General features: G+C 57.8%; 36 protein-coding genes. 20 read left to right on the top strand and 16 right to left on the bottom strand.

The window, feature by feature from the left end:
• The first annotated feature begins 98 nt into the window (after positions 1–98).
• Positions 99–296: a hypothetical protein gene (locus tag OKW98_RS16710; RefSeq protein WP_265385766.1), complete on the top strand. Its 198-nt coding sequence runs from the start codon at positions 99–101 to the stop codon at positions 294–296.
• Between the two features lie 4 nt (positions 297–300).
• Here OKW98_RS16710 and OKW98_RS16705 read toward each other — a convergent pair whose 3' ends face one another.
• On the bottom strand, positions 301–702 hold the full coding sequence (locus OKW98_RS16705) for a hypothetical protein (protein ID WP_265385765.1): 402 nt from the start codon (positions 700–702) through the stop codon (positions 301–303).
• Positions 703–825: 123 nt separating this feature from the next.
• On the opposite strand from OKW98_RS16705, the gene OKW98_RS16700 reads away from it, so the two are divergent.
• Positions 826–1,110, top strand: coding sequence for a hypothetical protein (locus OKW98_RS16700; RefSeq protein ID WP_265385764.1), 285 nt, complete (start codon positions 826–828; stop codon positions 1,108–1,110).
• Positions 1,111–1,469: 359 nt separating this feature from the next.
• Here the strand turns inward: OKW98_RS16700 and OKW98_RS16695 are convergent, their stop codons facing one another.
• The 12 genes from OKW98_RS16695 to OKW98_RS16640 all read right to left on the bottom strand — a co-directional run bounded on the left by OKW98_RS16695 (position 1,470) and on the right by OKW98_RS16640 (position 11,242).
• Entirely contained in the window at positions 1,470–1,778 is a 309-nt protein-coding gene (locus OKW98_RS16695; RefSeq protein WP_265385763.1) for a LexA family protein, read from the bottom strand.
• Positions 1,779–1,875: 97 nt separating this feature from the next.
• Entirely contained in the window at positions 1,876–2,688 is an 813-nt protein-coding gene (locus OKW98_RS16690) for a DUF2303 family protein (protein WP_265385762.1), read from the bottom strand.
• 29 nt (positions 2,689–2,717) lie between these two features.
• A complete protein-coding gene (locus OKW98_RS16685; RefSeq protein WP_265385761.1) occupies positions 2,718–3,065 on the bottom strand; it encodes a hypothetical protein in 348 nt (115 codons plus the stop codon).
• Positions 3,066–3,308: 243 nt separating this feature from the next.
• Positions 3,309–3,551, bottom strand: coding sequence for a hypothetical protein (locus OKW98_RS16680; RefSeq protein ID WP_265385760.1), 243 nt, complete (start codon positions 3,549–3,551; stop codon positions 3,309–3,311).
• The gene (locus OKW98_RS16675; RefSeq protein WP_265385759.1) at positions 3,548–5,197 is read right to left on the bottom strand and encodes a YqaJ viral recombinase family protein; all 1,650 of its coding nucleotides are present in this window, start codon (positions 5,195–5,197) and stop codon (positions 3,548–3,550) included. The genes OKW98_RS16680 and OKW98_RS16675 overlap by 4 nt, the downstream gene beginning before the upstream one ends.
• A complete protein-coding gene (locus OKW98_RS16670) occupies positions 5,194–6,081 on the bottom strand; it encodes a RecT family recombinase (RefSeq protein ID WP_265385758.1) in 888 nt (295 codons plus the stop codon). The genes OKW98_RS16675 and OKW98_RS16670 overlap by 4 nt, the downstream gene beginning before the upstream one ends.
• Positions 6,082–6,442: 361 nt before the next feature.
• Entirely contained in the window at positions 6,443–6,667 is a 225-nt protein-coding gene (locus OKW98_RS16665) for a hypothetical protein (RefSeq protein WP_265385757.1), read from the bottom strand.
• The gene (locus tag OKW98_RS16660) at positions 6,664–6,900 is read right to left on the bottom strand and encodes a hypothetical protein (protein ID WP_265385756.1); all 237 of its coding nucleotides are present in this window, start codon (positions 6,898–6,900) and stop codon (positions 6,664–6,666) included. The genes OKW98_RS16665 and OKW98_RS16660 overlap by 4 nt, the downstream gene beginning before the upstream one ends.
• The gene (locus OKW98_RS16655) at positions 6,897–7,184 is read right to left on the bottom strand and encodes a hypothetical protein (RefSeq protein WP_265385755.1); all 288 of its coding nucleotides are present in this window, start codon (positions 7,182–7,184) and stop codon (positions 6,897–6,899) included. Before OKW98_RS16655 ends, OKW98_RS16660 begins: the two co-directional genes overlap by 4 nt.
• Before the next feature lie 53 nt (positions 7,185–7,237).
• The gene (gene csrA, locus OKW98_RS16650) at positions 7,238–7,441 is read right to left on the bottom strand and encodes a carbon storage regulator CsrA (protein WP_265385754.1); all 204 of its coding nucleotides are present in this window, start codon (positions 7,439–7,441) and stop codon (positions 7,238–7,240) included.
• Between the two features lie 834 nt (positions 7,442–8,275).
• Positions 8,276–10,264: an ATP-binding protein gene (locus OKW98_RS16645; RefSeq protein WP_265385753.1), complete on the bottom strand. Its 1,989-nt coding sequence runs from the start codon at positions 10,262–10,264 to the stop codon at positions 8,276–8,278.
• A 105-nt stretch (positions 10,265–10,369) separates the two neighbouring features.
• Positions 10,370–11,242: a LexA family transcriptional regulator gene (locus OKW98_RS16640; protein WP_265385752.1), complete on the bottom strand. Its 873-nt coding sequence runs from the start codon at positions 11,240–11,242 to the stop codon at positions 10,370–10,372.
• 107 nt (positions 11,243–11,349) lie between these two features.
• Between OKW98_RS16640 and OKW98_RS16635 the strand changes: the two genes are divergently transcribed.
• From OKW98_RS16635 to OKW98_RS16595, 9 genes are all read left to right on the top strand, one after another.
• On the top strand, positions 11,350–11,556 hold the full coding sequence (locus OKW98_RS16635; protein WP_265385751.1) for a Cro/CI family transcriptional regulator: 207 nt from the start codon (positions 11,350–11,352) through the stop codon (positions 11,554–11,556).
• Between the two features lie 278 nt (positions 11,557–11,834).
• Positions 11,835–12,266 (top strand): phage regulatory CII family protein, encoded by a 432-nt coding sequence (locus OKW98_RS16630; RefSeq protein WP_265385750.1) that lies wholly within the window; start codon positions 11,835–11,837, stop codon positions 12,264–12,266.
• Between the two features lie 63 nt (positions 12,267–12,329).
• Positions 12,330–13,175: a replication protein gene (locus tag OKW98_RS16625; RefSeq protein WP_265385749.1), complete on the top strand. Its 846-nt coding sequence runs from the start codon at positions 12,330–12,332 to the stop codon at positions 13,173–13,175.
• Positions 13,156–13,974, top strand: a complete 819-nt coding sequence (locus tag OKW98_RS16620) for an ATP-binding protein (RefSeq protein ID WP_265385748.1) — start codon at positions 13,156–13,158, stop codon at positions 13,972–13,974. The genes OKW98_RS16625 and OKW98_RS16620 overlap by 20 nt, the downstream gene beginning before the upstream one ends.
• Entirely contained in the window at positions 13,974–14,177 is a 204-nt protein-coding gene (locus OKW98_RS16615; protein ID WP_265385747.1) for a hypothetical protein, read from the top strand. The genes OKW98_RS16620 and OKW98_RS16615 overlap by 1 nt, the downstream gene beginning before the upstream one ends.
• Complete coding sequence (locus tag OKW98_RS16610; protein ID WP_265385746.1) at positions 14,174–14,575, top strand: recombination protein NinB; 402 nt, start codon at positions 14,174–14,176, stop codon at positions 14,573–14,575. Before OKW98_RS16615 ends, OKW98_RS16610 begins: the two co-directional genes overlap by 4 nt.
• Before the next feature lie 114 nt (positions 14,576–14,689).
• Complete coding sequence (locus tag OKW98_RS16605; protein WP_416148496.1) at positions 14,690–15,259, top strand: recombination protein NinG; 570 nt, start codon at positions 14,690–14,692, stop codon at positions 15,257–15,259.
• Positions 15,256–15,837: a hypothetical protein gene (locus OKW98_RS16600; protein WP_265385744.1), complete on the top strand. Its 582-nt coding sequence runs from the start codon at positions 15,256–15,258 to the stop codon at positions 15,835–15,837. Before OKW98_RS16605 ends, OKW98_RS16600 begins: the two co-directional genes overlap by 4 nt.
• A 9-nt stretch (positions 15,838–15,846) precedes the next feature.
• Positions 15,847–16,422, top strand: coding sequence for a hypothetical protein (locus OKW98_RS16595; RefSeq protein ID WP_265385743.1), 576 nt, complete (start codon positions 15,847–15,849; stop codon positions 16,420–16,422).
• 110 nt (positions 16,423–16,532) lie between these two features.
• Here OKW98_RS16595 and OKW98_RS16590 read toward each other — a convergent pair whose 3' ends face one another.
• The gene (locus tag OKW98_RS16590; protein WP_265385742.1) at positions 16,533–16,919 is read right to left on the bottom strand and encodes a hypothetical protein; all 387 of its coding nucleotides are present in this window, start codon (positions 16,917–16,919) and stop codon (positions 16,533–16,535) included.
• Positions 16,920–17,042: 123 nt separating this feature from the next.
• Between OKW98_RS16590 and OKW98_RS16585 the strand changes: the two genes are divergently transcribed.
• Positions 17,043–17,372, top strand: coding sequence for an MFS transporter (locus OKW98_RS16585; protein WP_265385741.1), 330 nt, complete (start codon positions 17,043–17,045; stop codon positions 17,370–17,372).
• A complete protein-coding gene (locus OKW98_RS16580) occupies positions 17,369–17,719 on the top strand; it encodes a hypothetical protein (RefSeq protein ID WP_265385740.1) in 351 nt (116 codons plus the stop codon). Before OKW98_RS16585 ends, OKW98_RS16580 begins: the two co-directional genes overlap by 4 nt.
• Before the next feature lie 258 nt (positions 17,720–17,977).
• On the opposite strand, the gene OKW98_RS16575 is transcribed toward OKW98_RS16580, so the two are convergent.
• Complete coding sequence (locus tag OKW98_RS16575; RefSeq protein ID WP_265385739.1) at positions 17,978–18,253, bottom strand: hypothetical protein; 276 nt, start codon at positions 18,251–18,253, stop codon at positions 17,978–17,980.
• Between the two features lie 74 nt (positions 18,254–18,327).
• Here OKW98_RS16575 and OKW98_RS16570 point away from each other — a divergent pair, with 74 nt between their 5' ends.
• Genes OKW98_RS16570 through OKW98_RS16550 form a run of 5 tightly spaced genes read left to right on the top strand, consistent with a single transcriptional unit; the run spans position 18,328 to position 23,258 of the window.
• Positions 18,328–18,951 (top strand): putative metallopeptidase, encoded by a 624-nt coding sequence (locus tag OKW98_RS16570; RefSeq protein ID WP_265385738.1) that lies wholly within the window; start codon positions 18,328–18,330, stop codon positions 18,949–18,951.
• 31 nt (positions 18,952–18,982) lie between these two features.
• Positions 18,983–19,459, top strand: coding sequence for a DUF2280 domain-containing protein (locus OKW98_RS16565; protein WP_172612037.1), 477 nt, complete (start codon positions 18,983–18,985; stop codon positions 19,457–19,459).
• Complete coding sequence (locus tag OKW98_RS16560) at positions 19,431–20,732, top strand: terminase large subunit domain-containing protein (RefSeq protein WP_265385737.1); 1,302 nt, start codon at positions 19,431–19,433, stop codon at positions 20,730–20,732. The genes OKW98_RS16565 and OKW98_RS16560 overlap by 29 nt, the downstream gene beginning before the upstream one ends.
• Positions 20,732–22,198 (top strand): DUF4055 domain-containing protein, encoded by a 1,467-nt coding sequence (locus tag OKW98_RS16555; protein ID WP_265385736.1) that lies wholly within the window; start codon positions 20,732–20,734, stop codon positions 22,196–22,198. The genes OKW98_RS16560 and OKW98_RS16555 overlap by 1 nt, the downstream gene beginning before the upstream one ends.
• Positions 22,173–23,258, top strand: a complete 1,086-nt coding sequence (locus OKW98_RS16550; RefSeq protein ID WP_265385735.1) for a minor capsid protein — start codon at positions 22,173–22,175, stop codon at positions 23,256–23,258. Before OKW98_RS16555 ends, OKW98_RS16550 begins: the two co-directional genes overlap by 26 nt.
• On the opposite strand, the gene OKW98_RS16545 is transcribed toward OKW98_RS16550, so the two are convergent.
• Complete coding sequence (locus tag OKW98_RS16545) at positions 23,253–23,795, bottom strand: hypothetical protein (protein WP_265385734.1); 543 nt, start codon at positions 23,793–23,795, stop codon at positions 23,253–23,255. The two genes, OKW98_RS16550 and OKW98_RS16545, sit on opposite strands and share 6 nt — an antisense overlap.
• A 105-nt stretch (positions 23,796–23,900) precedes the next feature.
• Between OKW98_RS16545 and OKW98_RS16540 the strand changes: the two genes are divergently transcribed.
• Together OKW98_RS16540 and OKW98_RS16535 are read left to right on the top strand one after the other, a co-directional pair.
• Positions 23,901–24,617 (top strand): hypothetical protein, encoded by a 717-nt coding sequence (locus OKW98_RS16540; protein WP_265385733.1) that lies wholly within the window; start codon positions 23,901–23,903, stop codon positions 24,615–24,617.
• Positions 24,618–24,627: 10 nt separating this feature from the next.
• Positions 24,628–25,593, top strand: coding sequence for a major capsid protein (locus tag OKW98_RS16535; RefSeq protein WP_265385732.1), 966 nt, complete (start codon positions 24,628–24,630; stop codon positions 25,591–25,593).
• Positions 25,594–25,617 lie beyond the last annotated feature (24 nt).

Below are 25,617 nucleotides of genomic sequence, written 5' to 3'. Positions count from 1 at the left end.
TACATCCGAACCAGCCCTTTGAACAGGTGGCCATGTTTACCTCGTCTGGAGGCGTGCGGGATAATGAGAGCATTAGGAAAACAAGAAGGGCTTCGGCGATGATTGAAGACAGTGTTTACATGCTTAAGCTGGCCCTGCGCTCTGTGCTGCTCGCGGCTTGGAAAACTGGGCTGGATGTAGATGAGTTCAGCGAGGCAGCCATCGAGGCGATGCCTGAAGACTTATCGTTCGATCCTGCTTACGCGGGACAAGCGGCTTTGGCTATTGAGGTGGCGATAGATGCGCTGCAGGTTTGATTGATCAGGCCCGGCGCACCTTGAAAAAGCACATCGCACCGGTATCTATGCAGCATTCCTCCAACTCACGGTAGGCCAAGTATTTCGCTTGGCTGCGAGTTGCCGCCCAGACCTCTGTCAGATAGCCGCGAGCCCTGGGGTTCCAGTCCAGCTCATCCCAGTCGAGCGCGAAGGGCAACACCTTCCATTTTTTGAGTGGCAGCTTCTCGGCCATGTCGCCGTACTGCATCTCCCAAGTGGGGTGGTAGTTGCGGATCCGCTTCTTCGGATCGTTGTCCAGCACCACGCCACTGTAGTTGCCCCTGTCGGCGAGGATGATGCCGGGCTCACCCTTGGCGATCACCCGGCGCCCGACTTCTGCCGGGACGTTGTAGTGCTGGCGCACGTAGGCGCAGATGTGGCTCATGGGTTTGCTCCATGCAAGATCAGGCCTCCGCCAATCGGTGGCGAATAGGTTGGGAGTAGCGCACGCGTCCGCTGGATAAGATAGAATTGGAAACGTCATTTCTTTTATGAGCGGTGAGTATCGATGTCATTAGAAATCAAAGAAGCTATCCGTCTGGCGATTGGTGTCGTGAACGAATCATTTGAAGGCCAAAGGATTGAGAATGTGTTGCTCGAGGAGGTTGAAGACGATGATGCTGGTGGGTGGCTGATAACCGTTGGTTTTGACCGCCACATGGAAAGTCGTGCGACCCCTGGAACTCTGGCGTCTATTGCTCAGCGGTTTATCAAAGAAAGAAAATATAAAATAGTTAAGATTACTTCTGATGGAAAAGTAAAATCGATTAAAGACAGAATGCTTGATAAATGAAGGGTCGGATTTTGATAGATACCAATCTGCTGATCTTACTAGCAGTTGGTATTTATGATCGTACGTTCATCTCTTCGCATAAGCGTTGCAGTAGCTTTAATGTTGATGACTTCGACTTGTTAATGATCCTGCTGGAAGGACACCAGTTGGTTGTCACTACGCATGTTTTGACAGAGGCAAGTAATCTCCTTTGGCAGACCAGTGAACCTCACAGTTCGAAAATTAGAGACACCCTCCGCGAAATTGTGTCAACTTCGGTTGAGCTTTCGGATGTGAGTTCGAAAGTCATGAATACTTCTAAATTCATGCAGCTAGGTCTGACTGATGCGGCAATATTGGCGCTGAGTGAAAAGAGTCTACTAATACTTACGGTAGACTTGGATCTGCATATAGCTGCGCTGGAGCTTGAACTGGAAACCGAAAATTTCAACAACTACCGTCCGATTTAGATCCGGATTGCCTGGGTCTAGTACTTCGCGCAATACCAAGTGTCTTGGTAAGCGCGCCTTTTGTATCAGCGCGGTGAGCCTACCTGAGATTGCATTGCCGTTAACATCGGTCGCCTTTGCCATTTCGGCAACTGTTGGCGAGTAGCCATGCTTGAGGATGTAGCTGCGGATGAAAGCGAGAGTTTCTGCCTGCATCTGCGTCAGTTCATCTTTCGTCACCTTTATCTCCCTCCCGCCTGGCCAGCGGGGCTGCACAAGCAGGGTCATAGTTATGTTTGCGTGACATCGCCGCTGCGATGCCACCCTGCGTTACATGTCAGGCCGAGAAGCTGCCAAGCGCAAGTTTTGCCGCCGAGCCAATCTTGTCTTCAAGCACTGATTTGAATTCCTGAGCGATGGCCTCGCGCTGCACTTCCTCGCCTACCCAGCGCAGTTTCAAGACCGGCGCCGGCCCACTGGTAATGACTGAGATACGCAGCGTGATGAGCTGCTCGGTCAGTCCCTCGAATGGCACAACATGGAACTGCAAAGCCGCCGGCAACGTTTCTTTGCTCCGCGCCTCGATCTGGTCCATCGCACTCCGGCTGGCGCTGGTTTCGCCGACCGTGGTTTCCGACTCGCTGGTGGCCTTGATGGTGATCGTGCGTACTGCGGCGATGGCTTTGGCGATCGGAATCGCGGTGCCTGCTTCGTCAACCGGTGTCAGGTACTGGTGCCAGTCCTCGATCCAGTCGCTCAGGTCCTTCTGCGCAAGACGGTTTCCCGCAATTTGCTGCGCGGCGGTGTACCCGGCGGTTGCCTTAAGCTTCAACAACGCGCGGTCATCGGCGTGGCCAGGTGCTGATGTGTTGCCGAGATTGAACAGCAGAACGCAGCTCATCTCTTCCTGATTGATGAAACCACGAGCTCCAGCCTCGGCACGGTCAGTTACATACGCGCTGAAGTCCGCCAGCGAGTGAGTGGCATAGGTGCCCCGGAAACGGCTGCGGCCGTCCTGGTATTTCTCCAGATCCACGATCTTGGTGCCTTCCGGCAGTACCGCCGTCGGCGTGGCGGTCGGCAGCGCCTTGCCGGTTGCTTCCAGCGCTGTGTCGGTGATGAGTTGAATCGCTTCTTTGCTCAGGGACATATCACAGGTCTCGTGTGGGGAAGGGGGGATCAGGTGCGGGGTTTGATGGGCGCTTCGTCACGACTGAACAACTGGTCGTGCTTTTCCTGGAACAGCGAAATCTTGCCGCCGGAGCCGACATGCATCGGCGTGTCGAGGCTAGTGTTCTCGCTACGGGTGCCGCGCTTGGTCGGCACCTTGTAGTCGAGCTTGTGTTTGATCTTCACCATCTGGCCTTCGCCGATCTGGCTGAAGTCGAGGGTGATGACTACCTTTCCGACCTTGCCGTGGTCGACTACGCCGGCGGCCACTTCAGACAAGGCGTGTCCGATCTGGCTGGCGAACGCGCCGCCGTTGAGTTCTTCGAGGAATTCGGCGGTATCGGTTGGAGTGGACATGCGTGCTTCTCCGATTGGGCGCGAAGCCCGCTTGGTGGGAGTTGATGTTGGGACGCTTTTTTGTTGCGCTGCGGCGTTTTGAAAATCCGCCTCACGCCGCTTTCACCCGACGCCAGGTGAAGCCCTTAGCAGTGAGCTTTTGGTTGTGCGATGTTCTGTCGGGTTGCGCGGCGCGGTGTGCGCTCTGGATGGCGCGACCGGTCTCACCGGTATGGGAGGAGAGGACGCGTGGTTGGCACTGACTCATACCACCCGCACCCTCCGCTGAAGCCGGCCACGCTCCGCCGCTGACAACACACGGGACCTGCGCTTGAGCACCGTGTCAGGATCAATCCAGTCCCGTCGCTTCGGCGGGATCGGATTCCCCGTGAAGCATTCCCCCTGGAAAATCTGCCCGCCGCGGCTCTCGAACTCCGCTACGGCCTCTGCCAGTTCGGCGGACTTGATCCGGTTTTCCGCATCAGGGTTCAGACTGAAGCTGATCATGCCGCCACCTGCTGCAGCTCGACGCCGTCCATGCTGAAGGCATCGCCTTGAATCAGCACCAGGTCGTCCAGCGCTCCCCAGTTCACCGTCAGCACCGCAAGTGGGGCGCGGCCTTCGTAAACAGCTTTCACCAGCGCCTCCAGGTCTGTGACCTTCGCTTCCAGTTTGGTCGGCTTCGGGGGGACTTTCGCCGATGGCGCGGCGGAGGTGACGCGCCGCGTGGGCGGCTGGGCCGTGTTGGCAGCAGGGGCAGACGTCTGCGTTTTCCCCGCAGCGTTTGCCGCCTCCGCGAGCTCGTTCGCCTCCCTTTCCAGCCGCCGCGCCTCTTCCTGACGAATCTGCTCGCGCTGCGCTTCGAGACGAATCTCTTCGGCGCGCTGGTGCTCGCTGATGCGCACCTTGATCAGCGGCACCAGGTCCTCGTTCTCCTTCAGCACCAGTTGCTGCAGGTCGTTGAACAGAAACACGTAGTCGGCAGCGAGCTCAGCGAAGCTGTTCAGGTTGGTGCGCATTCTGTCGCCGGTTTGACTGGCTTCGATTTTCGCCCGGGCCAGTTCGCTGTCCGCCGCATCGCGCAGGCTGGCGATCGTCTTTTTACCCTTGATGGCGCCGGCGAAGTCAGCAACGATCTTCGGCATCCGCGCCTTGCCGCCGAGCGTGTTGTTGATCTGGTCGACGTGCGTCTGCAGGGACTTCGCGGCGGTCATCACGATGTCTTCCCTGATCGCGACTTTGCGGGCCTTGACCAGCTTGTCGAGTTCCAGCCGCTTGGCGCGCGCTTCGCTGCTGATCTCGTCGATCGCGCGGAAGAGGGCGTCGATGCTCTCGGTCTGGCTCAGCGCGTGCTGCTTCGCCGCGGTCAGGCGATCTTCGACTTCGCCGCACCACTTCACGGTCTTCTCGGCGTCGGCGAAATGCTGGTCGGTCTGCAGGTCGGTGTTGATGGCTGCGAACACAGCCAGCGAGTGAGCCTTGAATTGTTCCAGGTTGCTGGCGGTCACCATGCCGGTGACTTCGATGCGCAACGCCGGAAGCGCGTCCGGCGTTTTGCCTACAGCCTCGGCCGCTGCTTCGCCCGGCTCATAGGCGGCCAGATCTGCTTTAAACTGCTTCCAGCCGGCAACGAGCTTCGCGGCACGGCCGCGCACGGGGAAATACTCCATAGAGACGAAATTCTCTTCAGTACCGTCGGAGCAGACGAAGATGACTTTTTCGGCTCCCGCGACGAGCAGTTGCTGTTCGAGCTGCCAGTAGTAGTGGGCGTCCAGCTCACCGGCGCGCACATCGGCTGCGAGCTGCTCGTTCCACATTTTGTGCTCGAACAGGATCTCGCCCAGCATGGTGCAGCCATCGAGGGAGGCCAGCAGGTCGCCTTCGGTACCGACGAGGGGGAACAGGTCTTCATCCAGGCGGGCCTCGAGTATCGGCCGCGCGCTGGCTTCGGCTTCATGGCCTTTGTCGAAGAGGTACTTCTGCACCCACCACGAGATATCACGATCAAGGCCGGTCTTCTTCGCGTGCAGCAGCTCGGTGCGTTTCAACTGCTTCGAAGCGCCCATCATCGCAGGGGCTTCCGAGGCGGTGTGGTAGTTGGCGCGCAGCGCGTGCCATTCGGGGCTTCCCTGCGCGACGTTGTGGATTTTCATGCGGATTCTCCTTCGATGGGCGCGAGGTTGTTGATCTGCTCGATCTGTTGCTCGCTCAGGGTGTATTTGCTGCTGATGGTGGCGATCAGGTGCCCGGGCGATGACTTGCGGTCGTCGACAGACTTCTGCCACTTGGGCAGGTTCTCGGCGAACTTGGCCTCGGGGTAGGGCGGCAGGCCTGCCGGCGCAGTGTTGCGGGCCGGGGAAACATCGCGGACGCGCGGGGCGCTTTCTTCCAGCTCGTCGGGGCTGTACACGCCGAGGATCACGTCGGGGCAGTAGAGGCGTGACCAGCGCTTGGTGGCGAGGTAGGCCAGTTGTTGGCGCGGATCGTCAGCCCACAGCGTGCTGTTGCGCGTTCGTGCCTGGGCCAGCAGCAGTTCGAGAACGCGCGGCTCGTCTTCGCCACGGAAGGTCGCCCAGACCTTCACGCCGAGGCCTTCCTCGTCGGCCATCTTCCAGCCCGGCACGCGGTACTCGCCTTTGTCGCCGGACTTGATCGTGAATTTGCCGATCACCTTTTCCCACGCGCCGAACCACTCGTAATGCAAGCGATCGAGAACCGGTGCACAGGTCGTGATGACGGCGTTAACGAGCTGCGCTTCATAACCGAGGACGCCGTTCACCAGGTGGGTTTTCTGGGCTACAGCGAAGGGGTTCATCTTCCACTGCATCGACTGCATCACCACGGCGAGGCAGTCGGCGGCATTGCCGTTGAAATGTTTCGGCATCGTTGCGCGGCCGCCGGCCATGACTTCTGCCAGCCGCATCATCTTGTCGAGGCTGTCGCCATCCAGCACCAGGGCGCTGGTGCTGGTCGCGGCTTGGGAAATGAGGTTGAGCTGCTGCTCGTGCGCCACGGGGGCGGTGTTTGGTGCGGACACGGTTACTCCTTGCGCCATGCCGTTGCCGGCGCGCTGCAATAAAACGGGGAAGGGGTTACTGTGTGATGTGCTGGGCGTAGGCGCTGACCAACATCCACAAAATGCAAACAAGAAAGGTGACTGCCGAACCGCGCCAGTACGCCGCGCGACGGGCGCGTTGCCGGCTCACACTGAACTCCATTGCACATCTGTCAGTTCAGGGCGGGGATCGCGATAGCCATCTACACGGCAGCGTTGCTGAGGCAGCATGATGGTTGCGCAAGCGCGTGGCCGAAGGCGTTTGCATTCCGGGCATTCGATGCCGAACATCGCCCTCAATCGTTTCTTGTGGTCTTTGATCGCGCTTTGCATTTCGCCGAAGTCACTCATTGCGCACCTCATACGCCAAGGTCCATTCGCCGCACAGCCACGCGCTTCGGCTCCAGGCCTCTGGGTTGGAAATGTGGGCCTGCTCAGCAGCACGCATCGCGTCCTGCATGGTCAGCCCCTTGAACACCATGAGTACGCGATCGGGTGCGACGGCCAAGTGCTGCGGCAGCTCCCAAATCTGCTCACTGAAACGCGGTTGGCCAATGGAAGTGCTCATGCCGACTCCTTTGCGTGTGACGTGCCCATGAAGCGCGCATCGATGTCGCGAATGCGCTCGCAGTAGCGTTTGAATTCGTCGCCGGTGATGGCCCGCAGCTCGTGGCTGACGTTGACCGCGGTGTAGGCGGCGTTCGAGTAGACCAGGTGCATTTCGGCATGCCCGGTCGCCAGAGTGCTGATGGCCGTGTCGATCAAGGCGGCGGCTTTTGTGTGGCTGGACTCGGTACTCATGCCGCCCACCGTGATCGCTGCGTGCGGCTGTCGATCTCGTGCCAGAGCGCAACGCGAATGGCGTTGTCGTGCTGGGCGGCGACGGTGCGCAGATCCAGAGGCTGGACGTCCTGCGGCTTACCGTTGCGGTCATAGGTGATGCCTGCCAGCACGAGGTAATCAAGCTCGCGAGTGCCCATGCAGTCCCAGTCGCTGTCGCGGTTATCAGGCTGGGGCGGCGTGTTCTCGCAATGAGTCACCTCCACCTCGAGGACGAACTCTTCCACAATAATTTCGTAAGTCATGGTCGCCTCCTGGGCGAGCTGGTTGAGCGGCCACAACGAGCGCCGCTTTGGGGTTATGAGGCCAGCTGGTTCGCAGGTTGGGCGGGGCCCGACAGCTGCTCTTGAATGCGCTGGTAGATTTCCTCCCGATGCACCTGGATTTCGCGGGGGGCGGTGATCCCTATCCAGACTTGCTGGCCCTGAGTTCGGGTGACGGTGATCTGGATGTCGTCGTTGATGCGGATGGTTTCGCCGGGGCGGCGGGTGAGGATGAGCATCTTGAAGTTCCTTCTGACGGTGGTTTCCCAATGCAGCCTGCTGCCAGGCTGCATCAGTGAAATCGCTTTCAGGGCCGCGATCCGCTGCTGGCGTCGATCGCGGGTTTGTATCGGATGTGTTCCTCGCCAAAACGCCGGCGTGCCGGACGCTCTAGCTGAAGGAGTCGCTTCGATCCGCTGTTACTCGCCACCTGCGGATTGGGCGCTGATTTCTTTCCATACGTTTTCGGTTTGGGCCTTCAGGGCTACTCGGATACGGCGCATCAAGGTGGGTATCGCCCACGCTCGGTGCGTTAGTCCTTTTGCTGGCTGGAGGCCTTTGAACTGTTTGGTTTTTAAAGAGCGACCCAGGGAGGGCGGACCGCTGGCCCTTCGCTGCGCAACCAGTCGCGCTTCGATGGAGGTAAATTAACCGGCGGTTTCCTTATCGTCAATACCGGCGGTTAATTTAGTTCGCGAAGTCTGGCTGTACCGACCTCGGTCTTTGCAGGCGGGACTGCTCGTGGGATGCTGGGGGAGATGACGTCGCGATCACGGCGCCTATGCACGCCGACCTGAGGAATGAGGATCGGCTTGTCGCAAAGGCTCCGCGAAATCGATTGGCTGGCTGCGTAGTTCCTGCCTTGCGTCAATCCTCAGTGGCTAAATGGGGACGGGGGGCCGAGGAAGGAGCCGCGGCGCTTATTGAACAAACGCAATGACCGCAACCACTGGGGTTTCAGCCACGTTCACGGTCAGGGTTAACGATAGGTGTGGAGCATCGAGGATTGAAACAGAGGTACTACAGCCGTTAGAACATGCAGCCCACCCTCACGGAGCGACCTCTTGCCGAATTCAAACTGATTCTTTTTGCAGACTTTCTAGAAGCTCCTCCTTCGATCTTGAAGATAGAGAGGCTCGCTGCGTTTTCAGGTTGTCCAAGAGGTAATCGTTGGTGATTTCAAATTCATCAAAGATGGTAGGCCAAGTTTTGATATATGTCTTAATCTTGTTGTCATTCGTAAGGAGTCCTGGCTCGCCGTGAATCTCCGAACTCTTTAGGCGGCTATGAATCGAGTACGCTCCTTTAGAAATGCTACGACCTATTAAAATCAATTCAAACCTAGTTAGTTCGCTGTTGAATTCTGGGTAATGACTCAAGATCGCAGCATATTCATCAAGCTGATTCAAATGCTTGTTATTAAGAGATACGCCCGGACGTTTGATTTCAACGATTACGCATCGGAAAAATCTGCGTCCTTTTGCATCAAACTGTAGCTTCTTGCGCACCAGCAATAGATCAACCTGCCGGTTAGCGCCATCAATATCAACTCCGCTAGCGAGATCGGCCAGCTCAATTGCAGTGATATCTTTGACTTTTGATCTCAGGTTTTTGGCGGTTGTGGTGAAAGTGTCTTCTTCAGCTCCGAGAATCTCGTAGGCCGGTCCAAACAACCAAGTGTTGTTTTCGATAATTTTTTGAAGATCTGGTGTCTCCAAAACATCCTTGTAATGAACATTCATAATTTCCTTCAACTGGCAAACGGCTAGCTCCCGGTGCTGGAGGATTTCGATAGTCTGTATGATGTTGTCAAGCTTCGTTTTTTTCAATTGATCAGCGAGCTGCTTCATGGCGGCGGCATCCAGATTGAGTACGCTTTCGAGCACTTCGAATATTCCGCTATTCTCGCTTGAGACCGAGAGCTTGTCTAACAATCGAATAATTAATCGCCGCTGGCGTTTGTTGCCTCCGACGAAAAGTCTTGGCTCGCGAATTAAAACAGCCTTAACTATTTCCTTGACATGGGATAGACGCCATTTTGATTCTGCTACGTCCAACGCATCATAGTCTGGAAAGTCACCTGCCTTTTCGAACGCATCTACCTGTTCCTGAGCTTTGCCGATCAGGAAATTTGCGTAGCTTGTCCGCAGGAAGCCATTCATTTCCCTAATGAGTATTCTATAGTCCTCGGAAACTAGAAATGCGTCGAATGGCTCAGACAAGGCTCCCTCTTCTTTCACGTAACGTTCGAGGAATGAGGATTTTACGAAAACAGAAGTATAGTAATCCCGCTTTTTGTTGAGGCTGCTATATTGTTTATATATTGTTTTGAGTTTTCGAGACACGAAATACAGAAACGATTTCTCAGCGCCAGGTTTATCCTCCCACTGAATTAGGTCTACATCGAAACTTGCCAGCTTCGTCTGGATAAGAGTTGACGACTTTGTATGAGGCTGGGGAAGAACTTTATCACCGTTTACGGTGATTTCTTTTTGCGGCATCAACACTAAATGCGCCCCAAACTCCTTGCTGAACTCATGGATTATCGAACCTGTTGGAGGTAAGTTCTTATCGAAGTGGCTAAGCGTAACACACGTGCCGGACTCGGCTCCTGCTAGCGCGATGAGTTGCTCGCTCGCACTAATGGTTGTCCCGCTGACAGCACTTAAATTGCTACTAAAAACCTGTATTTTTGCATCAACATTTTCGTAACGAGTATGCCAGGTAGCGGTGTTGCATATTTTGTGAAATGCCAATCGACCGCGACCTTGAGATCCGTGAGAGTCAAAAGAGTCCTTTTTCAACGAGTCATTGAACCGACGGAAATTATCATCTGGCTTATTGAAGTTGATTCCGCTGCCGTTGTCCACGATGGTCACTGAAATTGTCCCACCGGTATCGGTGCTTTCGACCAACACATCTATCTTGGACGCGCCTGCGTCTAGACCATTCCACACGAGCTCTGCAAGCGCTTGACATGGTGCGACATTTTTAAAATGTTTGGTGATACCACTGTGGGTAATCGAGTTTAATCCAGAAAAATCCTTTGCGACGAAATCCATAGTCAACCTGCTATCCTTGAAGAATTCTGAAAATTACCTTTAAGACGCAGCCTTATCTTTTACTAAACAGGCCGCTGCGAAGTTTTTCCTAGTATCTAAGGTTTCTCACAGCAGGTGAGCGTTCCACACCAGCAGCACCCGCCCTTGAATATGGGTATCTCCCGCCAAAATCGTCTGCGGCTGGTGCCGGGTATTGTCCGATATCATGTTTAGCTGCTCGTCGCCAAGCCATTGCAGACGCTTGATATACAGGCGGCCTTGCCAGGAGAAAATGTAAATTCCGTCAGCTGTGAATTCTCGGACGCTCATATCTGTCAGCAGCGAGTCGCGATGCCTTATGGTTGGCGACATTGACTGCCCCCAGCCTGTAACTATTCGCAAATTATCCGGCTCTTTGAACTCGACACCCATTTCACGAAGCTGCTGGGGGCTGACGCGGACCTCTTGCAACGTTTCGGGATAAGCGTGGGAACTGGGTGCGCCACCCATCGCTGCACGCACGTCATAATGCGAGATCCAGACCTCGTCTCCAACAGCTCCAGGACTGTAAGGGCCGCGCTGGGTGCCTACTCCTCGATCAGCCGATTCAGCAGCAACAAGTAGCGATTTCTTCGCCTCATCGCTCAGACTTTTGCCTTGCTTAGCCAACATCTGCCGGACCAGATCCGAGGCGGTAGCGCTTCCCCCAAGTTCAACTACCTGCTCAGTGGCAACGGTCAGACCGCTGATTTCTCTGGCGAGACGCTTGCTGAATTTCTCTACCGGCACACCGAGCAAACGCGAAAACACTACTGCGAATTTCGCGTTCAGGGGGTTGGTGCCGTTCAGGTACATGGCGACTGCTGCGGCCGAGATGTCAGCTGACTCCGCGAGGCTCGCTTGCGTGAGCCCGAGGGCATTCTTTCTCGACACGAATAGCGCCTTGGCGGCGTCGCACTCGGCTTTCAGCTCCGGGGATAATTCTTTCTTTTTACTCATGCGCGAAATTTAACCGTTGGTTACATTATTTGCGCTAACCGGCGGTGTTGCTCAGAAGCTAACCGCCGGTTAATATCTGCACACAAACCGCTTGTCGAGGCAGAGAAATGAAAAAGATCCCATTGCCAGAGCTGGTCGAGCGAATGGGTCAGTCCGCAGTGGCCAAAGGTCTTGGCGTCAGCGCTCCAGCTATTTCAAAAGCCCTCAAGGCTGCCCGGGAAATTCTCGTTATCGAGCACGAAAACGGGAGGCTGACCGCCGAGGAAGTTCGTCCGTTCCCATGCCAATTCGCGCCCCAGCGAACTGCCGCCTGAACGTGCTTGCGCTGAGCGAGAACGTTCAGGCGGCAGTTCGAAACCCCAAAGAGCCGGTCAGATCGGCGCCTCATGCGCTTCACTTGCCTCCGCATAAGGTGATCCGACGTGCCTTGAGATCAAGGGCAGGGCGGGTCTCGAAGGGGACGCAGCGTATGTCACGTTGCACGCTCTGGGTTTGGATGAGTCGTTCACTGGTACCCAAGCGAGCAAGTCACAGGCCAATGATCAGGTAACTGGTGGCACTTCACCACGCGAGAAAAAAAGAGGTTTTCGCAATGGAAGATTTTGAAAGAACGCTTCACCGCGAGGTGAAGGCCGGCGGCGGTACCGCGCTGGCCAAGCGTATAGGCGTAAACGAAACGCGGTTGTTGGACTGCGCAAACCCAAACAGGGAAGCGCACCGCATGAACCTGGAAATGTTCGGCCAGGTGCTCACGCATCTGTCCGATGCCGGCCGCCGGAGCGTGCTGGCTGCGCTGGCGAATGAGTTCGGCTTCGACATCGTCCCCAGAGTCACGCCGCCGCCTCAGGCGCTGACTGCGTCGTTGATCAACGTCGGCAAGGAGGTCGCCGATCTGACGATCGCGGTTCATCAGGCACTGGGCGACAACCACGTCAGCACCTTCGAGAAATCCCAGATCCGCGTCGAGATCGACCACGTTCGCAAGAGCCTGGACGTGATGGACGCGTCGGTTCGGGCAGCCTGAATTTCGGACATAAAAAAACCGCCGGGCAGGGCGGTTTGATCAAAACGGTAAGCGAGAAAAATCATGACAAACATCGTCTCCTTTGACAAGTCCCGAGGGTTTACCCGGATGGACAACGCTTTGATGGACGCCTTGATGGCCATCGACTTGCCAGGCCGGGAGCTGAAGGTCGCGCTGTTCATCGCCAAGGCCACGATCAACTTCCAGACGGGTGCGTTAAGGATCAAGGCCACAGACGTCGCCAAAGCCACTCACCTGCATCCTGACGTCGCATCCAAGGCGATCAGTCATCTGCTCAAGCGCAGGGTCATTTATCGAGAGGGCGGGTCGCGCGGTGACATCGGGCTTTGCGACACGAAGGAATGGGTTTATGCCGAACGTCCGAGTCGGATCAACCGGTCTGACTCGGATCAAATGGGCCGAGTCGTACTTTTCGCGAGTCAGACCAAAACCGACGACTCCCTTCTCTATTCCAAGAAATCTAACCCCAAAGTAACTCTTCCTTCGGAAGAGGTTACTTGCCCCCCGCAGCAGCCGTCGGCTGAGAAACCCGAACGCAAGAAACCGTTCGGCAAGCGCGACATGCTCGCCGCCAACCCCCACGGAATTCCCGAGCCGCTGCTGGACGATTACCTCGCCGTGCGGAAGGCCAAGCGGGCGCCGGTTACCGCACGCATCTGGTCTGCCCTGAACACCAAACTTTCCGGCTGCAAGGCTTTCGGCATCGGCGCCGAGCAGGCGCTGACCATCGCCGTGGACTCAGGGTGGCAAGGCTTCGAGGTGGACTGGGTTACCCGCCGCATCGGCGGTCACGCCCACGCCGCACCGTCCCGCCACACCGCGCTGGGCCAGATCGATCACCGCGCCAACCTCGGGGAGGCGAACGCCGATGGCTCGTACCGCATCTGAGATTGTGAGCTTGGTCGGAACGCTGGGCCAAGTGCTCAAGTCCGAAAAGCGCAGCTGCGCCACCCACGGCGAATACACCGATCACCTGACCGGTCTGGGCAAAGCCCGGTCAGCTGCCTGGCATGGCTGCAACCGCTGCAATGCGGCCAACCGCGCTGAAGACACGCGCCGGGAACAGCAAAGGCTGATTCGCGACAACTTGCGGCGGTCGATCGAGGGCCGGGTAGGGCGCTCCTGCATTCCGCGCCGCTTTGCGGACCGGTCACTGGCTGGATTCCGTGTTGACGGGGAAGGGCAAGCCAGTGCGCTGCGGATCTGCACGGATTACGCCGAGAACTTCCCCGCACATGCCCGGATGGGCCGCAGCCTGATGCTGCTCGGGACCGTCGGCACCGGGAAAACTCACCTGGCGACGGCGATCGGCAACCACGTGATACGCCGCCTGGGCATGACAGCGCTGTACCTGACGGCCAGTTCGGCGTTCCGCCACGTCAAGGCTTCCTTCGGCAGCGACAGCCCTCACACCGAAGTGCAGGCCTACGCGCTCTTCGAGTCCCCGGACCTGCTGATTCTCGACGAGGTGGGCGTTCAGAACGTGACCGAGTTCGAGAGGACGGTGATGTTCGAACTGATCAACTCACGCTACGAGGCGATGAAACCCACCATCGTGATTTCCAACCGTGGCAGGGACGAGCTGCCGATCTACATGGGCGATCGCGTCGTGGATCGACTGCGCGAGAACGGCGGGAAGCTGGTGCTGTTCACCTGGGAGTCGCAGCGCGGCAAGGAGAGTGTTTGATGGGTGACTATTCGAAGTTGAAGGCGCTGGCTCAGGGACAGGTCAACCCCGCGAACTGGTTTCAACCTGGCGAAGTGGTCGCGGGCATAGAGCTTGAAGACCTGGAGTACATTGCTGCCGCGAATCCAGCGGTGGTGCTTGGGCTGATCACCGAAGTCGAAGCCCTGCGTGCGCAGATCCAGACTCTGCAGGCTGCACCATGACTGAATTCGCGCTCAAGTCGCCTGCCGATATCGCCCGCATCATGGGCTATCTGCACGGTACCGATCTGTCCAAGCCGAAGCTGGTTGTGATCAAGGACGAGAAACGCCCGGACATCAGCAATCGCAAGATGTGGGCGATGCTGCGCGACGTGTCTCAGCAGGTCGACTGGTACGGCAAGAAGCTCTCGGATGAGGACTGGAAACACGTGTTCAGCGCCTCGGTCGAGAAGCAACGCGCGGTGCCCGGGCTTGATGGCGGGTTTGTGGTGCTGGGCATCTCCACCCGCAAGCAGTCGCAGCAGTGGTTCAGCGATCTGTTCGAAGTCATGCATGCGTTTGGCGCGGAGCATGGGGTGCGGTGGACGCAGGCTGATCTGTGGGCTGGTCGGTATGACTGAGTTGGCCAAGGTCTTCCATCAGGCCGGCGCAATGCTCGCGCATCTTCATGACTTGCCTCCCGGCCGCCGATGGTCTGGAGGTGAGTTGTGATCGGACAGGCAGCTAAGAAGTCACTGCTGACGCGCAGAAAACGCCAGTGCGCCAATCCCGTATGCACATCTGAGTTCGTTCCATTCCAACTGGGCCAGAAGGTGTGCACTTGGCAATGCGGCCTGGCCATTGCTGTTACGAACCAAGACAAAGCTCGCAAGTCGCTCGCCCAGGTCGAGCGCCGGGAGATCAAGGCCCGCAAGGAAAAGTTGAAGTCGAGATCCGAGCACATGAAGGACACGCAGACAGCCTTCAACGCTTGGGTGCGCGCCCGCGACGCCGGTCAGCCTTGCATCAGTTGTGGCCGCTTTCATCAGGGCAAGAACGACGCCGGGCACTACCGCACAGTCGCGAGCGCGCCAGAGCTGCGCTTCGAACCGCTGAACTGCCACCTGCAGTGCTCGCCATGCAACACGCACAAGTCGGGCGACATCGTGAACTACCGGATCAGCCTGGTGCAGCGCATCGGCGCGGAGAAAGTCGCGTGGCTGGAAGGGCCGCATGCGCCGAAGAAATACACAGTCAGTGACCTGAAGGCGCTGACTGCGCAGTACCGCGAACTGACCAGAGCATTGAAGAGGGGAGCAGGATGAACATCTTTTCCGCACGTCAGGCATGGCATGACTGCACTTACAACCCGGCGCCGGGACAGAGTTCGGACGTGGTGCAGCTCGGGGTTGTCGTCCAGAGCACGAAACGCGGCCCCACTGCGAACCACGCCATCCACAGCGCGTTGGCCGGGCACATCCAATCGGCGATCGCCAGGCTCCATCCCCAGGTCCGCGTGTTCGGCGAATACATGTATGCGGCCAATCGGGACGACGATATCCGCGAGGCCGCGGAAGAGGTCGTGTTTGGAATGGTGGTCTCGAAGTCCAAGCGCATGACTGCTGCCAAGCGCGAGAAGCTGGAGTACGTGGTGAAGGGCGTGATGTTCCGGTACCGCTACATGCATCAGGGCGGGCAGTCGGCCAACGAGGATCCGCTGATCAAGCCGGAGGGTTTTCGTGGTTGGCTGATGGCCGAGTATGGGGTGCGCCTTGAGTCCAGTGCCTGGGCGCGCGACTGGGAGCCTGTTATAACGCTAATATTCGAGTGTTGCGAGGATCTCGATGGCATGGCGCTCAGTCCTGTTGGGGCTGTAATTTATAGGATGAAGGAGGCGGCTTAGCCGATCAAGATGGATCAAGTTTCGATAGGTTGGTGGGATATTTCAAAGATTGTGCTCGCGAGCGGGCTGTTGTCGGCAGTAGTCTCACAGGGTTTGCAATGGCTAAAAGAAAGCCGAAAGGACGCTAGGAAGTACAAAGCCGAAGCTACTTTGAACGCCATTGGACTCGTAGGTATTCTTGATCGTTACGTCAGCCGATGCCATCAGAAAATTAAAAAATACGATGGCGACCCGACCTATTATTCGAGTTCCGAATGGTGCTACCCGCCAGACTTAGATTTAGCCGATGCTAAACTTGAATATTTCAATGGGAAAGTGCTATCCAAGCTTGCTTGGCTGAAAACTGAGAGGGCGCTGGCGCTTGATCTCGCCAGCGATGTTTTAGAGCGACAATCTGACCCGGAAAGTTACCAAGATCATTGTGTAAACATCACTGGATATTCCGGTTACGAGATCGCTCTGGTGAGCAAGCTTATCAGGAAAGAACACAAGCTTCCCGAGCTGTCATCAGGCCGGGCGATGAATGAAAAAGTTGAGGGTTTGCGCGTTTACTGGGAAAGAGCCAAAAAAACATTGCTAAGCTAATTGACTTCCCGCACGGCTGACGGCATCATTTTGCCACATTGAGTATTTTGCCTTCGGCAAGTTGCTCCAAAAGCCCGCCATTCGAGCGGGCTTTTTTGTGCCCGAGCCTGTCAGAAGTCGCTCTTCTTGAAGGACGCTGGGTTCGCTTGATCGTTAGTAATTTTCAGAATCCCGCCGTCAACGCTGTAAGTGGTCATCGCGTCGCCCGCAGCGTAGTTTTCGCGCCAGCGGCCCCACTCCCGAGTGTCGGTGAGGAACGTACGCCAGACCACTCTGTCGTCTTCAATCTTGCAGCGATATTTGAAGCTGTCGCCGTCAGGCCGCTTATAGGAAATCTCAGGTGGATCTACATTCACCATCTTCATGGATTTTGTTTTGCGCCCCATTTCGACCGATATGGTGGCCTTGCATAGTTCTGCAGCTGAGAAGTCGGCGGCTTGGGCAGCTGTCGCAGTTACAGAAACCGCTGCGGTGACAGCAATGAGAATGGCTTTCATATGTTTCGTCCGTGAGGCGTATTGCGGGAAGCGCATCCTATCGGGGGAACGGATCACACATCAAATTTGTGGTGCCAGACAGAAATCTGATGCCGCTGTGCATGCCTGTACGGAGTCGAGCGCATGGAGTTATTTCACCGCCTGCTCGACAAGCTCGACTGGCTTATTGCAGGTCTGATGGGGGCAATCGTCGCCAGCTGGTGGCACAAGGACGACCTCAAGGATCTGTGGTCGTGGGTGATCTTTCTCGTCACCGGGATTGCCTGCGCGTTTTACCTCACCAGTATCGTGTGCGACCAGCTCAGCGTCGTCGACCCCAGCGATGTAGCGGGCGTCGCGTTTCTGCTCGGCGCGTTCGGCGGGTCGCTGATGGCCGCCACCAACCGAGCCATCAAAGCCGCTGACCTTTGGGCGCTGATTCGTCAGCGGTTTGGGGGAGGTAATCCACCATGAACCTGGAAATGATCAACTCCATCGCGTGCGGGCTAATCGCGCTGTGGGCCACCTGGTGCGTGCTGAGCGGAAAGGTGCGCGACGGGATCATCGGCAAGATCATCTATTCGGCGATCGCCATCAGCGGATTTATTGTGATGACGCGCAACCAGACATTGTTCATCGGCGCGACGAATGCCGGGCTGACGTTTCACGTGTCCCTTTGTCTGGCTGGGATGCGCCATGTGTTCATGGTCACGTACTGGCAGGGAGTGAAGTGTTGGATGTGTTTGAAGCTGGGTTTTAAGCACGGCCTCCGGGGCAGGCACCTCGGCAGCCAGCCTAAGCAAGTCGGCCGTCGTCATTGAATTTGAATGGGCGCTGTACAAGGTGCGCGCGATTTTATCCGTCACTCATGTTGAGAATCGCCATGGCGATGAATCCAGAACGCCGATATGTAACCAGCGCGCCCAAATCGGTCAACGGGAACGCCAGCAAAATGAGTCGAATCTTGACGACATTGGCACGGGCCAGCATTTCGTTGGGCGGTAGCAACGGCGTTAACGAGGGATGGTTGACGGGTAGTCGGGGCGGGTGTGCCGCATGATCAGTGCGGCACTTTCAGATCAAGCAGGTCGGTTGATCATGTCAATAACGGCGACGATGTCGAAAGCGGTGCGGCTTTCGTGGCTATTGCCTTGAAAATTCACAGAGCCGTTAGTGAAAACATTCATCACCAGACCGCAACTGAACGTGAACTGATGCTGTGTTCCAGTAGGATGCTTCTCTGCGACATCTGGGTGTTTCTGCCTGACAACGCTTATTAAGAATGCCGGGTCAATACATTTGATAGCCATTTGGATCACTCGTTGATTTAGGGAAAACCGACCAACGAGCGCCATGACACTAGAGCCCTCCTTGGCCAGCGGGGACAATATGGTGGCATTCGGTCATCATTTCAAGGGCGAGGTGCAGAATGGCTAGACCCAATCCTCCAATATCTCTACTGGCACTGTCGGGCTATTCCGACAGTCCCACCTGTCTCGCGCCCGCTCCCGAGGTCTGGCCATGGGTCCAAACCGAAATCCTCGCCGACACCGGCAGCATCCACAACCCCGACCACGCCCACCTCATCGATGCTGACATCGCCGTCATGTGGGCATCGTCCAGCTTCGAAAAGGCAGGTCGTCGCGTACTGGGCCAGGCCGAGCAAGTGGCCTTCCGCGCCGGTGGTTGGCAGAAGGCACGCATGGAGCAACAGATGCGTGACTGGTTTGGCGATGTGCCGGCCTTCATCATCACTCTGGCTGCTGATTACTGCTCGACGTGCAGTGACTCCGAGTTCTGCGCCTTGATCGAGCACGAGCTCTATCACCTGGCTCACGCCACCGACAAATACGGCCAGCCTGCATTCACCCAGGAAGGCGGACCCAAGCTGAAACTCCAGGGCCACGACGTCGAAGAGTTCGTCGGTGTGGTCCGCCGGTATGGCGCGAGCGCCGAGGTTCAGGCTCTGGTCGATGCAGCAAACAAACCCGCCGAGGTGGGCAAACTGAATATTTCGAGGGCCTGCGGAACCTGTCTACTCAAGTCTGCCTGACCCCTGACAGACCCCAGACGGAATCCAGCCTATGGCCACCCTGAACAACGAGGTGAAGGCCTTTATCGTTCAGGCCCTGGCGTGCTTCGACACCCCCTCGCAGGTATCAGCCGCCGTCCGAGAAGAATTCGGCATTGAAGTGCCCCGGCAGAAGTGCGAAGCACATGACCCGACCAAGCGTGCCGGACGAGATCTGGCCAAGCGCTGGGTCACGCTGTTTGAGGACACCCGCAAGAGGTTCCGCGAAGAGACTGCCGATATCCCGATCGCCAATCGCGCGTATCGCCTGCGCGCCATGAACAGGTTCGTCGAGCGCGCCGAGAAGACGAAAAACATCGGGCTCGCCATGCAGATCCTTGAGCAGGCAGCCAAAGAAGCGGGCGACATGTACGTCAATCGGCAGAAGAAGGCCGATGCAGACGATGAGCCCGTTGTCCCAACCGCGGTGTCGGTTCATGTGATTGACGCGAGGAAGCGGGATGCCGAGCCTGAACGTTCCCCAGGCTGACTTTCTGCAACTGCCGCACAAGTTCCGTGGATTCGTCGCAGGGTTCGGTTCTGGCAAGACGTGGGTGGGCTGCGCGGCGCTGTGCAAGCACGTATGGGAATGGCCGGGCATCAACTCCGGCTACTTCGCCCCGACGTACCCGCAGATCCGCGACATCTTCTTTCCGACCATCGAGGAAGTGGCCTACGACTGGGGTCTGAAGGTCCGGACCAAGGAAAGCGACAAAGAGGTCGATTTCTATAGCGGCAGGCAGTACCGCAGCACGACGATCTGCCGGTCGATGGAGAAGCCGCAAACCATCGTCGGCTTCAAGATCGGGCACGCGCTGGTCGATGAGCTCGATGTGCTGCCGTCCCTCAAGGCGCAGCATGCCTGGCGCAAGATCATTGCGCGGATGCGCTACAACGTCCCCGGCCTGAAGAACGGCGTCGACGTCACAACGACGCCGGAAGGCTTCAAGTTCGTGTTCCAGCAGTTCGTCAAACAGCTGCGGGAGAAACCGGCGTTGACCGGTATGTACGGCCTGGTGCAGGCGAGCACGTTCGACAACGAGCTGAACCTGCCCGACGACTACATCCCGTCGTTGATGGAGTCCTACCCGGAGCAGTTGATCCGGGCCTATCTGAACGGTCAGTTCGTCAACCTGACGTCCGGGTCGATCTACCACGCGTACGACCGCAAGCTGAACCAATGCTTCGACACGGTCCAGGCGGGCGAGCCGCTGTTCATCGGCATGGACTTCAACGTTGGCAAGATGGCAGCGATCACCCACGTGAAGCGCGATCAGGGCATGCCCCGCGCGGTCGACGAGTTCACCAACGGTTACGACACGCCGGACATGATCAAGCGCATCAAGGAGCGGTACTGGCGGTACAACGGCAACACGTTTGAAAAGACCTGTGAGATTCGGATTTACCCGGACGCGTCGGGCGACTCGCGCAAGTCGGTGAACGCCAGCCTCACCGATATCGCCATGCTCAAGCAGGCGGGGTTCACGGTCATCGCGCCGGCCGCTAACCCGCCGGTGAAGGACCGCATCAACGCGATGAACGCCATGTTCTGCAACGCCCAGGGCGAGCGTCGTTACCAGGTCAACCCCTTCACGTGCCCGACGTACGCCGATGGCCTTGAGCAGCAGATCTGGGCGCCAAACGGCGAACCCGATAAGAGCCAGGGCAACGACCACGCGAACGACGCGGGCGGCTACTTCATTCACAAAGACTTCCCGATCATTAAACCGGTCACCACCTTGAACATGGGGTTCGCACGCTGATGGCTAACGACGTCACCTTCACTCGCCCGGAGTACGACGCGGCGAAGAGCCGCTGGCGGCTGGTGCGTGACGTGTGCAAAGGCTCGGAAACCATTAAGGCGGCTGGCGAGCTGTATCTGCCCAAGCCCAACGCCCACGACCTCAGCGACGAGAACAAGGAGCGGTACAAGGGCTACAAGGCGCGCGCGGTGTTCTTCAACGCCACCGGCCGCACCAAACACAGCCTGGTCGGCGCCGTATTCCGGACGTGGCCAACGCTGACCCTGCCGGGCGCGCTCGACTACGTTTCCCGGGATATCGACGGGCAGGGCGTCAGCATCTACCAGCAGTCCCAGTCGGTGATCGGGCATCTGCTGGAGGTGGGACGCCATGGCCTGTTGGTGGACTACGCCGCTGTCGAGGCTGGCACCGTCAGCCGGGCCGACGAAATCGCCGGCCGCGCCCGATCGAGCGTCAGCAGCTACCCGGCCGAGGCGATTCGCAACTGGAAGACCCGTCGTGTAGGCGGTCAGCATCTGCTGAGTCTTGTGGTGCTGCGCGAGACCGTAGATGTCGACACTGAAGATGGCTTCGGCAGCGAGCAGGTGACCCAATACCGCGTGCTCCGGCTCGACGCGGCGGGTATCTACACGCAGGAGATCTGGCAGCAGGGGAAATCGACAACCGAGCTGGTCACGCCGCCCTTCGCGCCGCTGAATGGCGCAGGCTTGCCGTGGACGGTGATCCCGTTCCAGTTCCTCGGAAGCGAAAACAACGACACCAGCATCGACGACTCGCCGCTGTACGACATGGCCGAGGTCAACATCGGTCACTACCGCAACAGCGCCGACTACGAGGACGCGGCGTTCCTGATGGGCCAGCCGCAAGTGTTCATGGCCGGGCTGGATGAGCAGTGGGTCAAGCTGCTGGAGGAGAAGGGTATCTACTTCGGCTCCCGGGCGATCCTGCCACTGCCGGCGAATGGCACGGCGGGCATTTTGCAGGCCCAGGCCAACACCATGATCAAGGAGGCCATGGACGCCAAGGAGGAGCAGCTCGTCGCCCTCGGCGCGCGACTGATCGAGCGTGGCAGCGCGGTAAAGACCGCCACCCAGGCCGACAGCGACAGTGCCGCCGAACACAGCGTCCTCTCGCTCGTGGTCAACAACGTCAGTGAGGGTTACACGCAGTGCCTGGCATGGATGGTCGAGTTCACCGGTGCGTCCGGCGAAGCCGAGTACAAATTGAATCAGGATTTCACCCAGATCAGCCTCGACGCCAACATCATGGCCGGGTTGTTCAACGCCGTGCAGGGCGGCCGTCTGCCGGTGACCGACTTCTGGCAGTACCTGCGTGATCGCGGTGTCATCAACCCGGAGAAGGATGACGACCTGATCCGCGACGAACTGCAGGCGGACGCCACTAGCCTGAATCTGGATGATGAGACAGGGGTGAAACCTGATGGCCGCCAACCAAGCGATCCTTGATGCGACCCTGCGGCACGCGGTCTTCCTGGAGCAGCTGAAGTCGGGCGAGGTTGAAAAGTTTGCACCATTTCTGAGAGAGATCGACCGCAGTCTCCGCGACCGCCTGGGCAAGGCCGATCTCACTGAGTACACGGCAGCACGCCTTGAACGTCTGTTGAAGGAAGTCGACAGCCTGTTACTCGGCATCTTCGGACGGTTCAGCGAGCAGCTCCATCTCGACTTGGTGGACATCGCCAACTACGAGGCAAAATTTGAAGCGACCAGCCTGACAAGGGCTGCGCCGCCCAGCATCACGTTCGACGCAGCGTTGCCCGGCACTGTGGCCATCCGCGCGGCCATTCTCACCAACCCGCTGAGCGTGCGCGGTGCGGACGGCGGCAGGCTGCTCAACTCGTTTATCGAGGGCTTCACTTCAACCGAAAGGCAACGCCTCACCGGCGCTATCAGGCAGAGCTTTTTCGAAGGCCAGACCAACTTCCAGATCATTAAAAACATCCGCGGGACCAAGGCGCTCAACTACAACGACGGCATCCTCGCCACGACCCATCGCAATGCCGGCTCGGTTGTCCGCACGGCGGTCCAGCACGTCGCCACCCAGGCACGGATGGAGACGCTGAAGGCAAATAGCGACGTGGTGCTGGCAGTGGAGTGGGTCAGCACTCTGGACTCGAAGACCACCGCCCAGTGCAGGACGCTGGATGGCCGACGCTTCAAACTGGCGGAGGGGCCTCGGCCCCCGATTCACATCAATTGTCGTTCGACGGTGGTGGCGATCACCCGATTCAGTGCGTTGCTTTCAAAGCACGGCACGCGGGCCTCGGTCGGTGACGGTGGTGCGCAGCAGGTCAGGGCTGATCTCAGTTATTACGAATGGTTGGTGCTGCAGCCGGCGGCGTTTCAGGACAAGGCCATCGGCCCGGTGCGAGCAAAGCTGCTCCGCGACGGCGGACTCAGCGTCGAGCAATTCTCCGAACTGCAGCTCCACCGCAATTTCGCACCACTGACCCTTGAGCAAATGAAGGCGTTGGAACCATTAGCTTTTCATCTGGCTGCGCTATAAGGAGCACTTGCTTCGGGATATGTCGGATGCTTTCAATGACTCTTGAAAGTCAAGGTTCCATTGTTTGTAGCTTTCAAAAACCGCGTTGTTGTATTCATTTATTTTCGCGGCGTCCGTCTGGGCTGCGCTGTTTTTCAGGCGGACTACCATTTTTTGAGTCGTTTCTGAAACTCCAGAAGGGGCGTAAGCGCTGAACGCATACCCAGCTTTCAACAGTTCATCAAGTCGCGAGTCTTTCACTTCGTCTTTTGGTATTTTGTGCCCATCAATGGCTAGGTAACTACCTAACGCACTCAAAAAAATATCAGCTTTGGCGCGCAAATTCTGCTCCTGTAGGTCGATCCGGGTAACGCATGCCTGCCGCTCTGCCAGTTTTGCAGCGCGCTCTGATAGTTTTGCTGTTTGATTTGAAGAAATCCATCCGACTAGGCTTGTACTCATCACGCCCGCGAGAGTGAGCGCTCCTGTTAGCGCTGCAATAGCGATTGCACTACTTACTTCAAGTTTCTTCGATTCCATAACTTCGTTGCTAGGCATTTACCCTTCCTGTGTCAGCTAACGCGAAGCGCATTCTCACCATTTTTTTTGATTGTCCACACCCCCGCAGGCAGGGCCTGCATTCTCGTCTCTGGGAGACAACCAATGCTGAAGTTCCAACTGGACACCCTTGACGGCGTCGACGATTCCGTGAGCGCCCTGTACACCGAAAAAGACGGCAAATTCGTGCTGGGTATTGAAGGCTTGCCGCAACAGGAAGACGTTTCTGGCCTGAAAGCCAAGGTCGATGAGCTGCTCGGCGAGAAGAAAGCCGCCGAGAAAGCCCGAAAGGATGCCGAAGAGGCAGCACGTCTGGAACGCGAAGAAGCAGCGCGCAAGTCCGGCAACGTCGAAGAACTCGAAAAGTCCTGGTCGGAAAAATACGACCGCCTCCAGGCCGAACTTGGTGGCCAACTGGAGCAGGAACGTACCGGCTTGCAAGGCCAGATCAGGGATCTGACCGTGGGCCGCACGGCGACCGACATCGCTGCAACGTTGGCGATCCCCGGCAGTGCGGAAGCGCTGTTGCCTCACATCGAACGCCGCCTGAGCGTCGAGCAGCGCGACGGTAAGCCGGTCGTGGTTGTTCTGGACAAGCAGGGCAAGCTTTCGGCCTCCACCCTGGACGAGCTGAAAGCCGAGCTCGCAAATAACCCTGCGTTTGCGCCACTGATCGCAGGTAGCAAGGCATCGGGCGGCGGGGCTGCCGGTGCAAAAGTCGTCGGCGGGGCCGCGCTAAAACGTTCCGAAATGTCCTCCGTCGCCAAGCGTGAATACATCACCGCGCACGGGCAGGACGCCTACCTCAAATTGCCCAAATAGGGAGTAACCCATGGCGACCACCGTCAACACGGACATGATCGTTTACAACGACCTTGCTCAAACCGCGTACCTGGAGCGCATTCAGGATGTCATCGATGTGTTCAACGCATCTTCCAACGGAGCGCTGGTGCTCGACAATGAGCTGATCGAGGGCGATCTGCGCAAGCGCGCGTTCTACAAACTCGGCGGCGCCATCGCGCACCGTGATGTGAACTCGACTGCGGCGGTCGCCAGCCAGAAGATTGGTTCCGGCGAAGTCGTCGGCGTGAAAGTCCCTTTCAAATATGGCCCTTACGAGACCACTGAAGAGGCATTCAAGCGCCGGGCTCGTTCGCCGGAAGAGTTCTCGGAGCTGGTCGGCCAGGACTACGCCGACGCGGTGCTGGAAGGCTACATCCAGTACGCCATGGCCGCGCTGAAAGCCGCCATCGGCTCAAACCCCAACATGGTCGCCTCGGCCAGCTTCGCAACGGACGGCAAAAAAGCGCTCACCAAAGGCATGCGTAAATTCGGTGACCGTTTCGGCCGCATCGCGCTGTGGACGATGGACTCGGCGACCTACTTCGACATGGTCGACCAGGCCATCACCGAGAAGGTGTACGAAGAGGCGGGCGTGGTCATCTACGGCGGCCAGCCGGGGACCATGGGCAAGCCCGTTCTGGTGTCCGACACCATCCCGGCCGAAACCATCTTTGGCTTGCAGGCTGGGGCGATCAAGATCACCGAATCCCAGGCGCCTGGCTTCCGCTCGTACAACATCGACAATCAGGAAAACCTGGCGATGGGCTTCCGCGCTGAAGGCACCTTCAACCTCGATCTGCTGGGTTACAGCTGGAAAGACGCCACCGGCGGGGTGAACCCGAATCTGGCGTCAGTCGGCAGCGGCGCCAACTGGAGCAAGTACGCGACCAGCGACAAGGTCACGGCTGGCGTCCTCATCGATCTGTCCGTCCCTGCAACAGGCGAAGGCGAATAAGCCATCAACAGGCGGCTCTGACGA

It is taken from the genome of Pseudomonas sp. KU26590 (genome assembly GCF_026153515.1).
Lineage (GTDB): Bacteria > Pseudomonadota > Gammaproteobacteria > Pseudomonadales > Pseudomonadaceae > Aquipseudomonas.
Note: the sequence above shows the minus strand (reverse complement) of the source record. Positions and strands in the feature narration are given on the sequence as shown.

Excerpts from the sequence above, each read along its gene's own strand:
- OKW98_RS16710 (WP_265385766.1), top strand. The coding sequence starts at position 99 with ATGATTGAAGACAGTGTTTACATGCTTAAGCTGGCCCTGCGCTCTGTG.
- OKW98_RS16705 (WP_265385765.1), bottom strand. The coding sequence starts at position 702 with ATGAGCCACATCTGCGCCTACGTGCGCCAGCACTACAACGTCCCGGCA.
- OKW98_RS16700 (WP_265385764.1), top strand. The coding sequence starts at position 826 with ATGTCATTAGAAATCAAAGAAGCTATCCGTCTGGCGATTGGTGTCGTG.
- OKW98_RS16690 (WP_265385762.1), bottom strand. The coding sequence starts at position 2,688 with ATGTCCCTGAGCAAAGAAGCGATTCAACTCATCACCGACACAGCGCTG.
- OKW98_RS16685 (WP_265385761.1), bottom strand. The coding sequence starts at position 3,065 with ATGTCCACTCCAACCGATACCGCCGAATTCCTCGAAGAACTCAACGGC.
- OKW98_RS16680 (WP_265385760.1), bottom strand. The coding sequence starts at position 3,551 with ATGATCAGCTTCAGTCTGAACCCTGATGCGGAAAACCGGATCAAGTCC.
- OKW98_RS16675 (WP_265385759.1), bottom strand. The coding sequence starts at position 5,197 with ATGAAAATCCACAACGTCGCGCAGGGAAGCCCCGAATGGCACGCGCTG.
- OKW98_RS16665 (WP_265385757.1), bottom strand. The coding sequence starts at position 6,667 with ATGAGCACTTCCATTGGCCAACCGCGTTTCAGTGAGCAGATTTGGGAG.
- OKW98_RS16660 (WP_265385756.1), bottom strand. The coding sequence starts at position 6,900 with ATGAGTACCGAGTCCAGCCACACAAAAGCCGCCGCCTTGATCGACACG.
- OKW98_RS16655 (WP_265385755.1), bottom strand. The coding sequence starts at position 7,184 with ATGACTTACGAAATTATTGTGGAAGAGTTCGTCCTCGAGGTGGAGGTG.
- csrA (WP_265385754.1), bottom strand. The coding sequence starts at position 7,441 with ATGCTCATCCTCACCCGCCGCCCCGGCGAAACCATCCGCATCAACGAC.
- OKW98_RS16645 (WP_265385753.1), bottom strand. The coding sequence starts at position 10,264 with ATGGATTTCGTCGCAAAGGATTTTTCTGGATTAAACTCGATTACCCAC.
- OKW98_RS16640 (WP_265385752.1), bottom strand. The coding sequence starts at position 11,242 with ATGAGTAAAAAGAAAGAATTATCCCCGGAGCTGAAAGCCGAGTGCGAC.
- OKW98_RS16635 (WP_265385751.1), top strand. The coding sequence starts at position 11,350 with ATGAAAAAGATCCCATTGCCAGAGCTGGTCGAGCGAATGGGTCAGTCC.
- OKW98_RS16630 (WP_265385750.1), top strand. The coding sequence starts at position 11,835 with ATGGAAGATTTTGAAAGAACGCTTCACCGCGAGGTGAAGGCCGGCGGC.
- OKW98_RS16625 (WP_265385749.1), top strand. The coding sequence starts at position 12,330 with ATGACAAACATCGTCTCCTTTGACAAGTCCCGAGGGTTTACCCGGATG.
- OKW98_RS16620 (WP_265385748.1), top strand. The coding sequence starts at position 13,156 with ATGGCTCGTACCGCATCTGAGATTGTGAGCTTGGTCGGAACGCTGGGC.
- OKW98_RS16615 (WP_265385747.1), top strand. The coding sequence starts at position 13,974 with ATGGGTGACTATTCGAAGTTGAAGGCGCTGGCTCAGGGACAGGTCAAC.
- OKW98_RS16610 (WP_265385746.1), top strand. The coding sequence starts at position 14,174 with ATGACTGAATTCGCGCTCAAGTCGCCTGCCGATATCGCCCGCATCATG.
- OKW98_RS16600 (WP_265385744.1), top strand. The coding sequence starts at position 15,256 with ATGAACATCTTTTCCGCACGTCAGGCATGGCATGACTGCACTTACAAC.
- OKW98_RS16595 (WP_265385743.1), top strand. The coding sequence starts at position 15,847 with ATGGATCAAGTTTCGATAGGTTGGTGGGATATTTCAAAGATTGTGCTC.
- OKW98_RS16590 (WP_265385742.1), bottom strand. The coding sequence starts at position 16,919 with ATGAAAGCCATTCTCATTGCTGTCACCGCAGCGGTTTCTGTAACTGCG.
- OKW98_RS16585 (WP_265385741.1), top strand. The coding sequence starts at position 17,043 with ATGGAGTTATTTCACCGCCTGCTCGACAAGCTCGACTGGCTTATTGCA.
- OKW98_RS16580 (WP_265385740.1), top strand. The coding sequence starts at position 17,369 with ATGAACCTGGAAATGATCAACTCCATCGCGTGCGGGCTAATCGCGCTG.
- OKW98_RS16575 (WP_265385739.1), bottom strand. The coding sequence starts at position 18,253 with ATGGCGCTCGTTGGTCGGTTTTCCCTAAATCAACGAGTGATCCAAATG.
- OKW98_RS16570 (WP_265385738.1), top strand. The coding sequence starts at position 18,328 with ATGGCTAGACCCAATCCTCCAATATCTCTACTGGCACTGTCGGGCTAT.
- OKW98_RS16565 (WP_172612037.1), top strand. The coding sequence starts at position 18,983 with ATGGCCACCCTGAACAACGAGGTGAAGGCCTTTATCGTTCAGGCCCTG.
- OKW98_RS16560 (WP_265385737.1), top strand. The coding sequence starts at position 19,431 with ATGCCGAGCCTGAACGTTCCCCAGGCTGACTTTCTGCAACTGCCGCAC.
- OKW98_RS16555 (WP_265385736.1), top strand. The coding sequence starts at position 20,732 with ATGGCTAACGACGTCACCTTCACTCGCCCGGAGTACGACGCGGCGAAG.
- OKW98_RS16550 (WP_265385735.1), top strand. The coding sequence starts at position 22,173 with ATGGCCGCCAACCAAGCGATCCTTGATGCGACCCTGCGGCACGCGGTC.
- OKW98_RS16545 (WP_265385734.1), bottom strand. The coding sequence starts at position 23,795 with ATGCCTAGCAACGAAGTTATGGAATCGAAGAAACTTGAAGTAAGTAGT.
- OKW98_RS16540 (WP_265385733.1), top strand. The coding sequence starts at position 23,901 with ATGCTGAAGTTCCAACTGGACACCCTTGACGGCGTCGACGATTCCGTG.
- OKW98_RS16535 (WP_265385732.1), top strand. The coding sequence starts at position 24,628 with ATGGCGACCACCGTCAACACGGACATGATCGTTTACAACGACCTTGCT.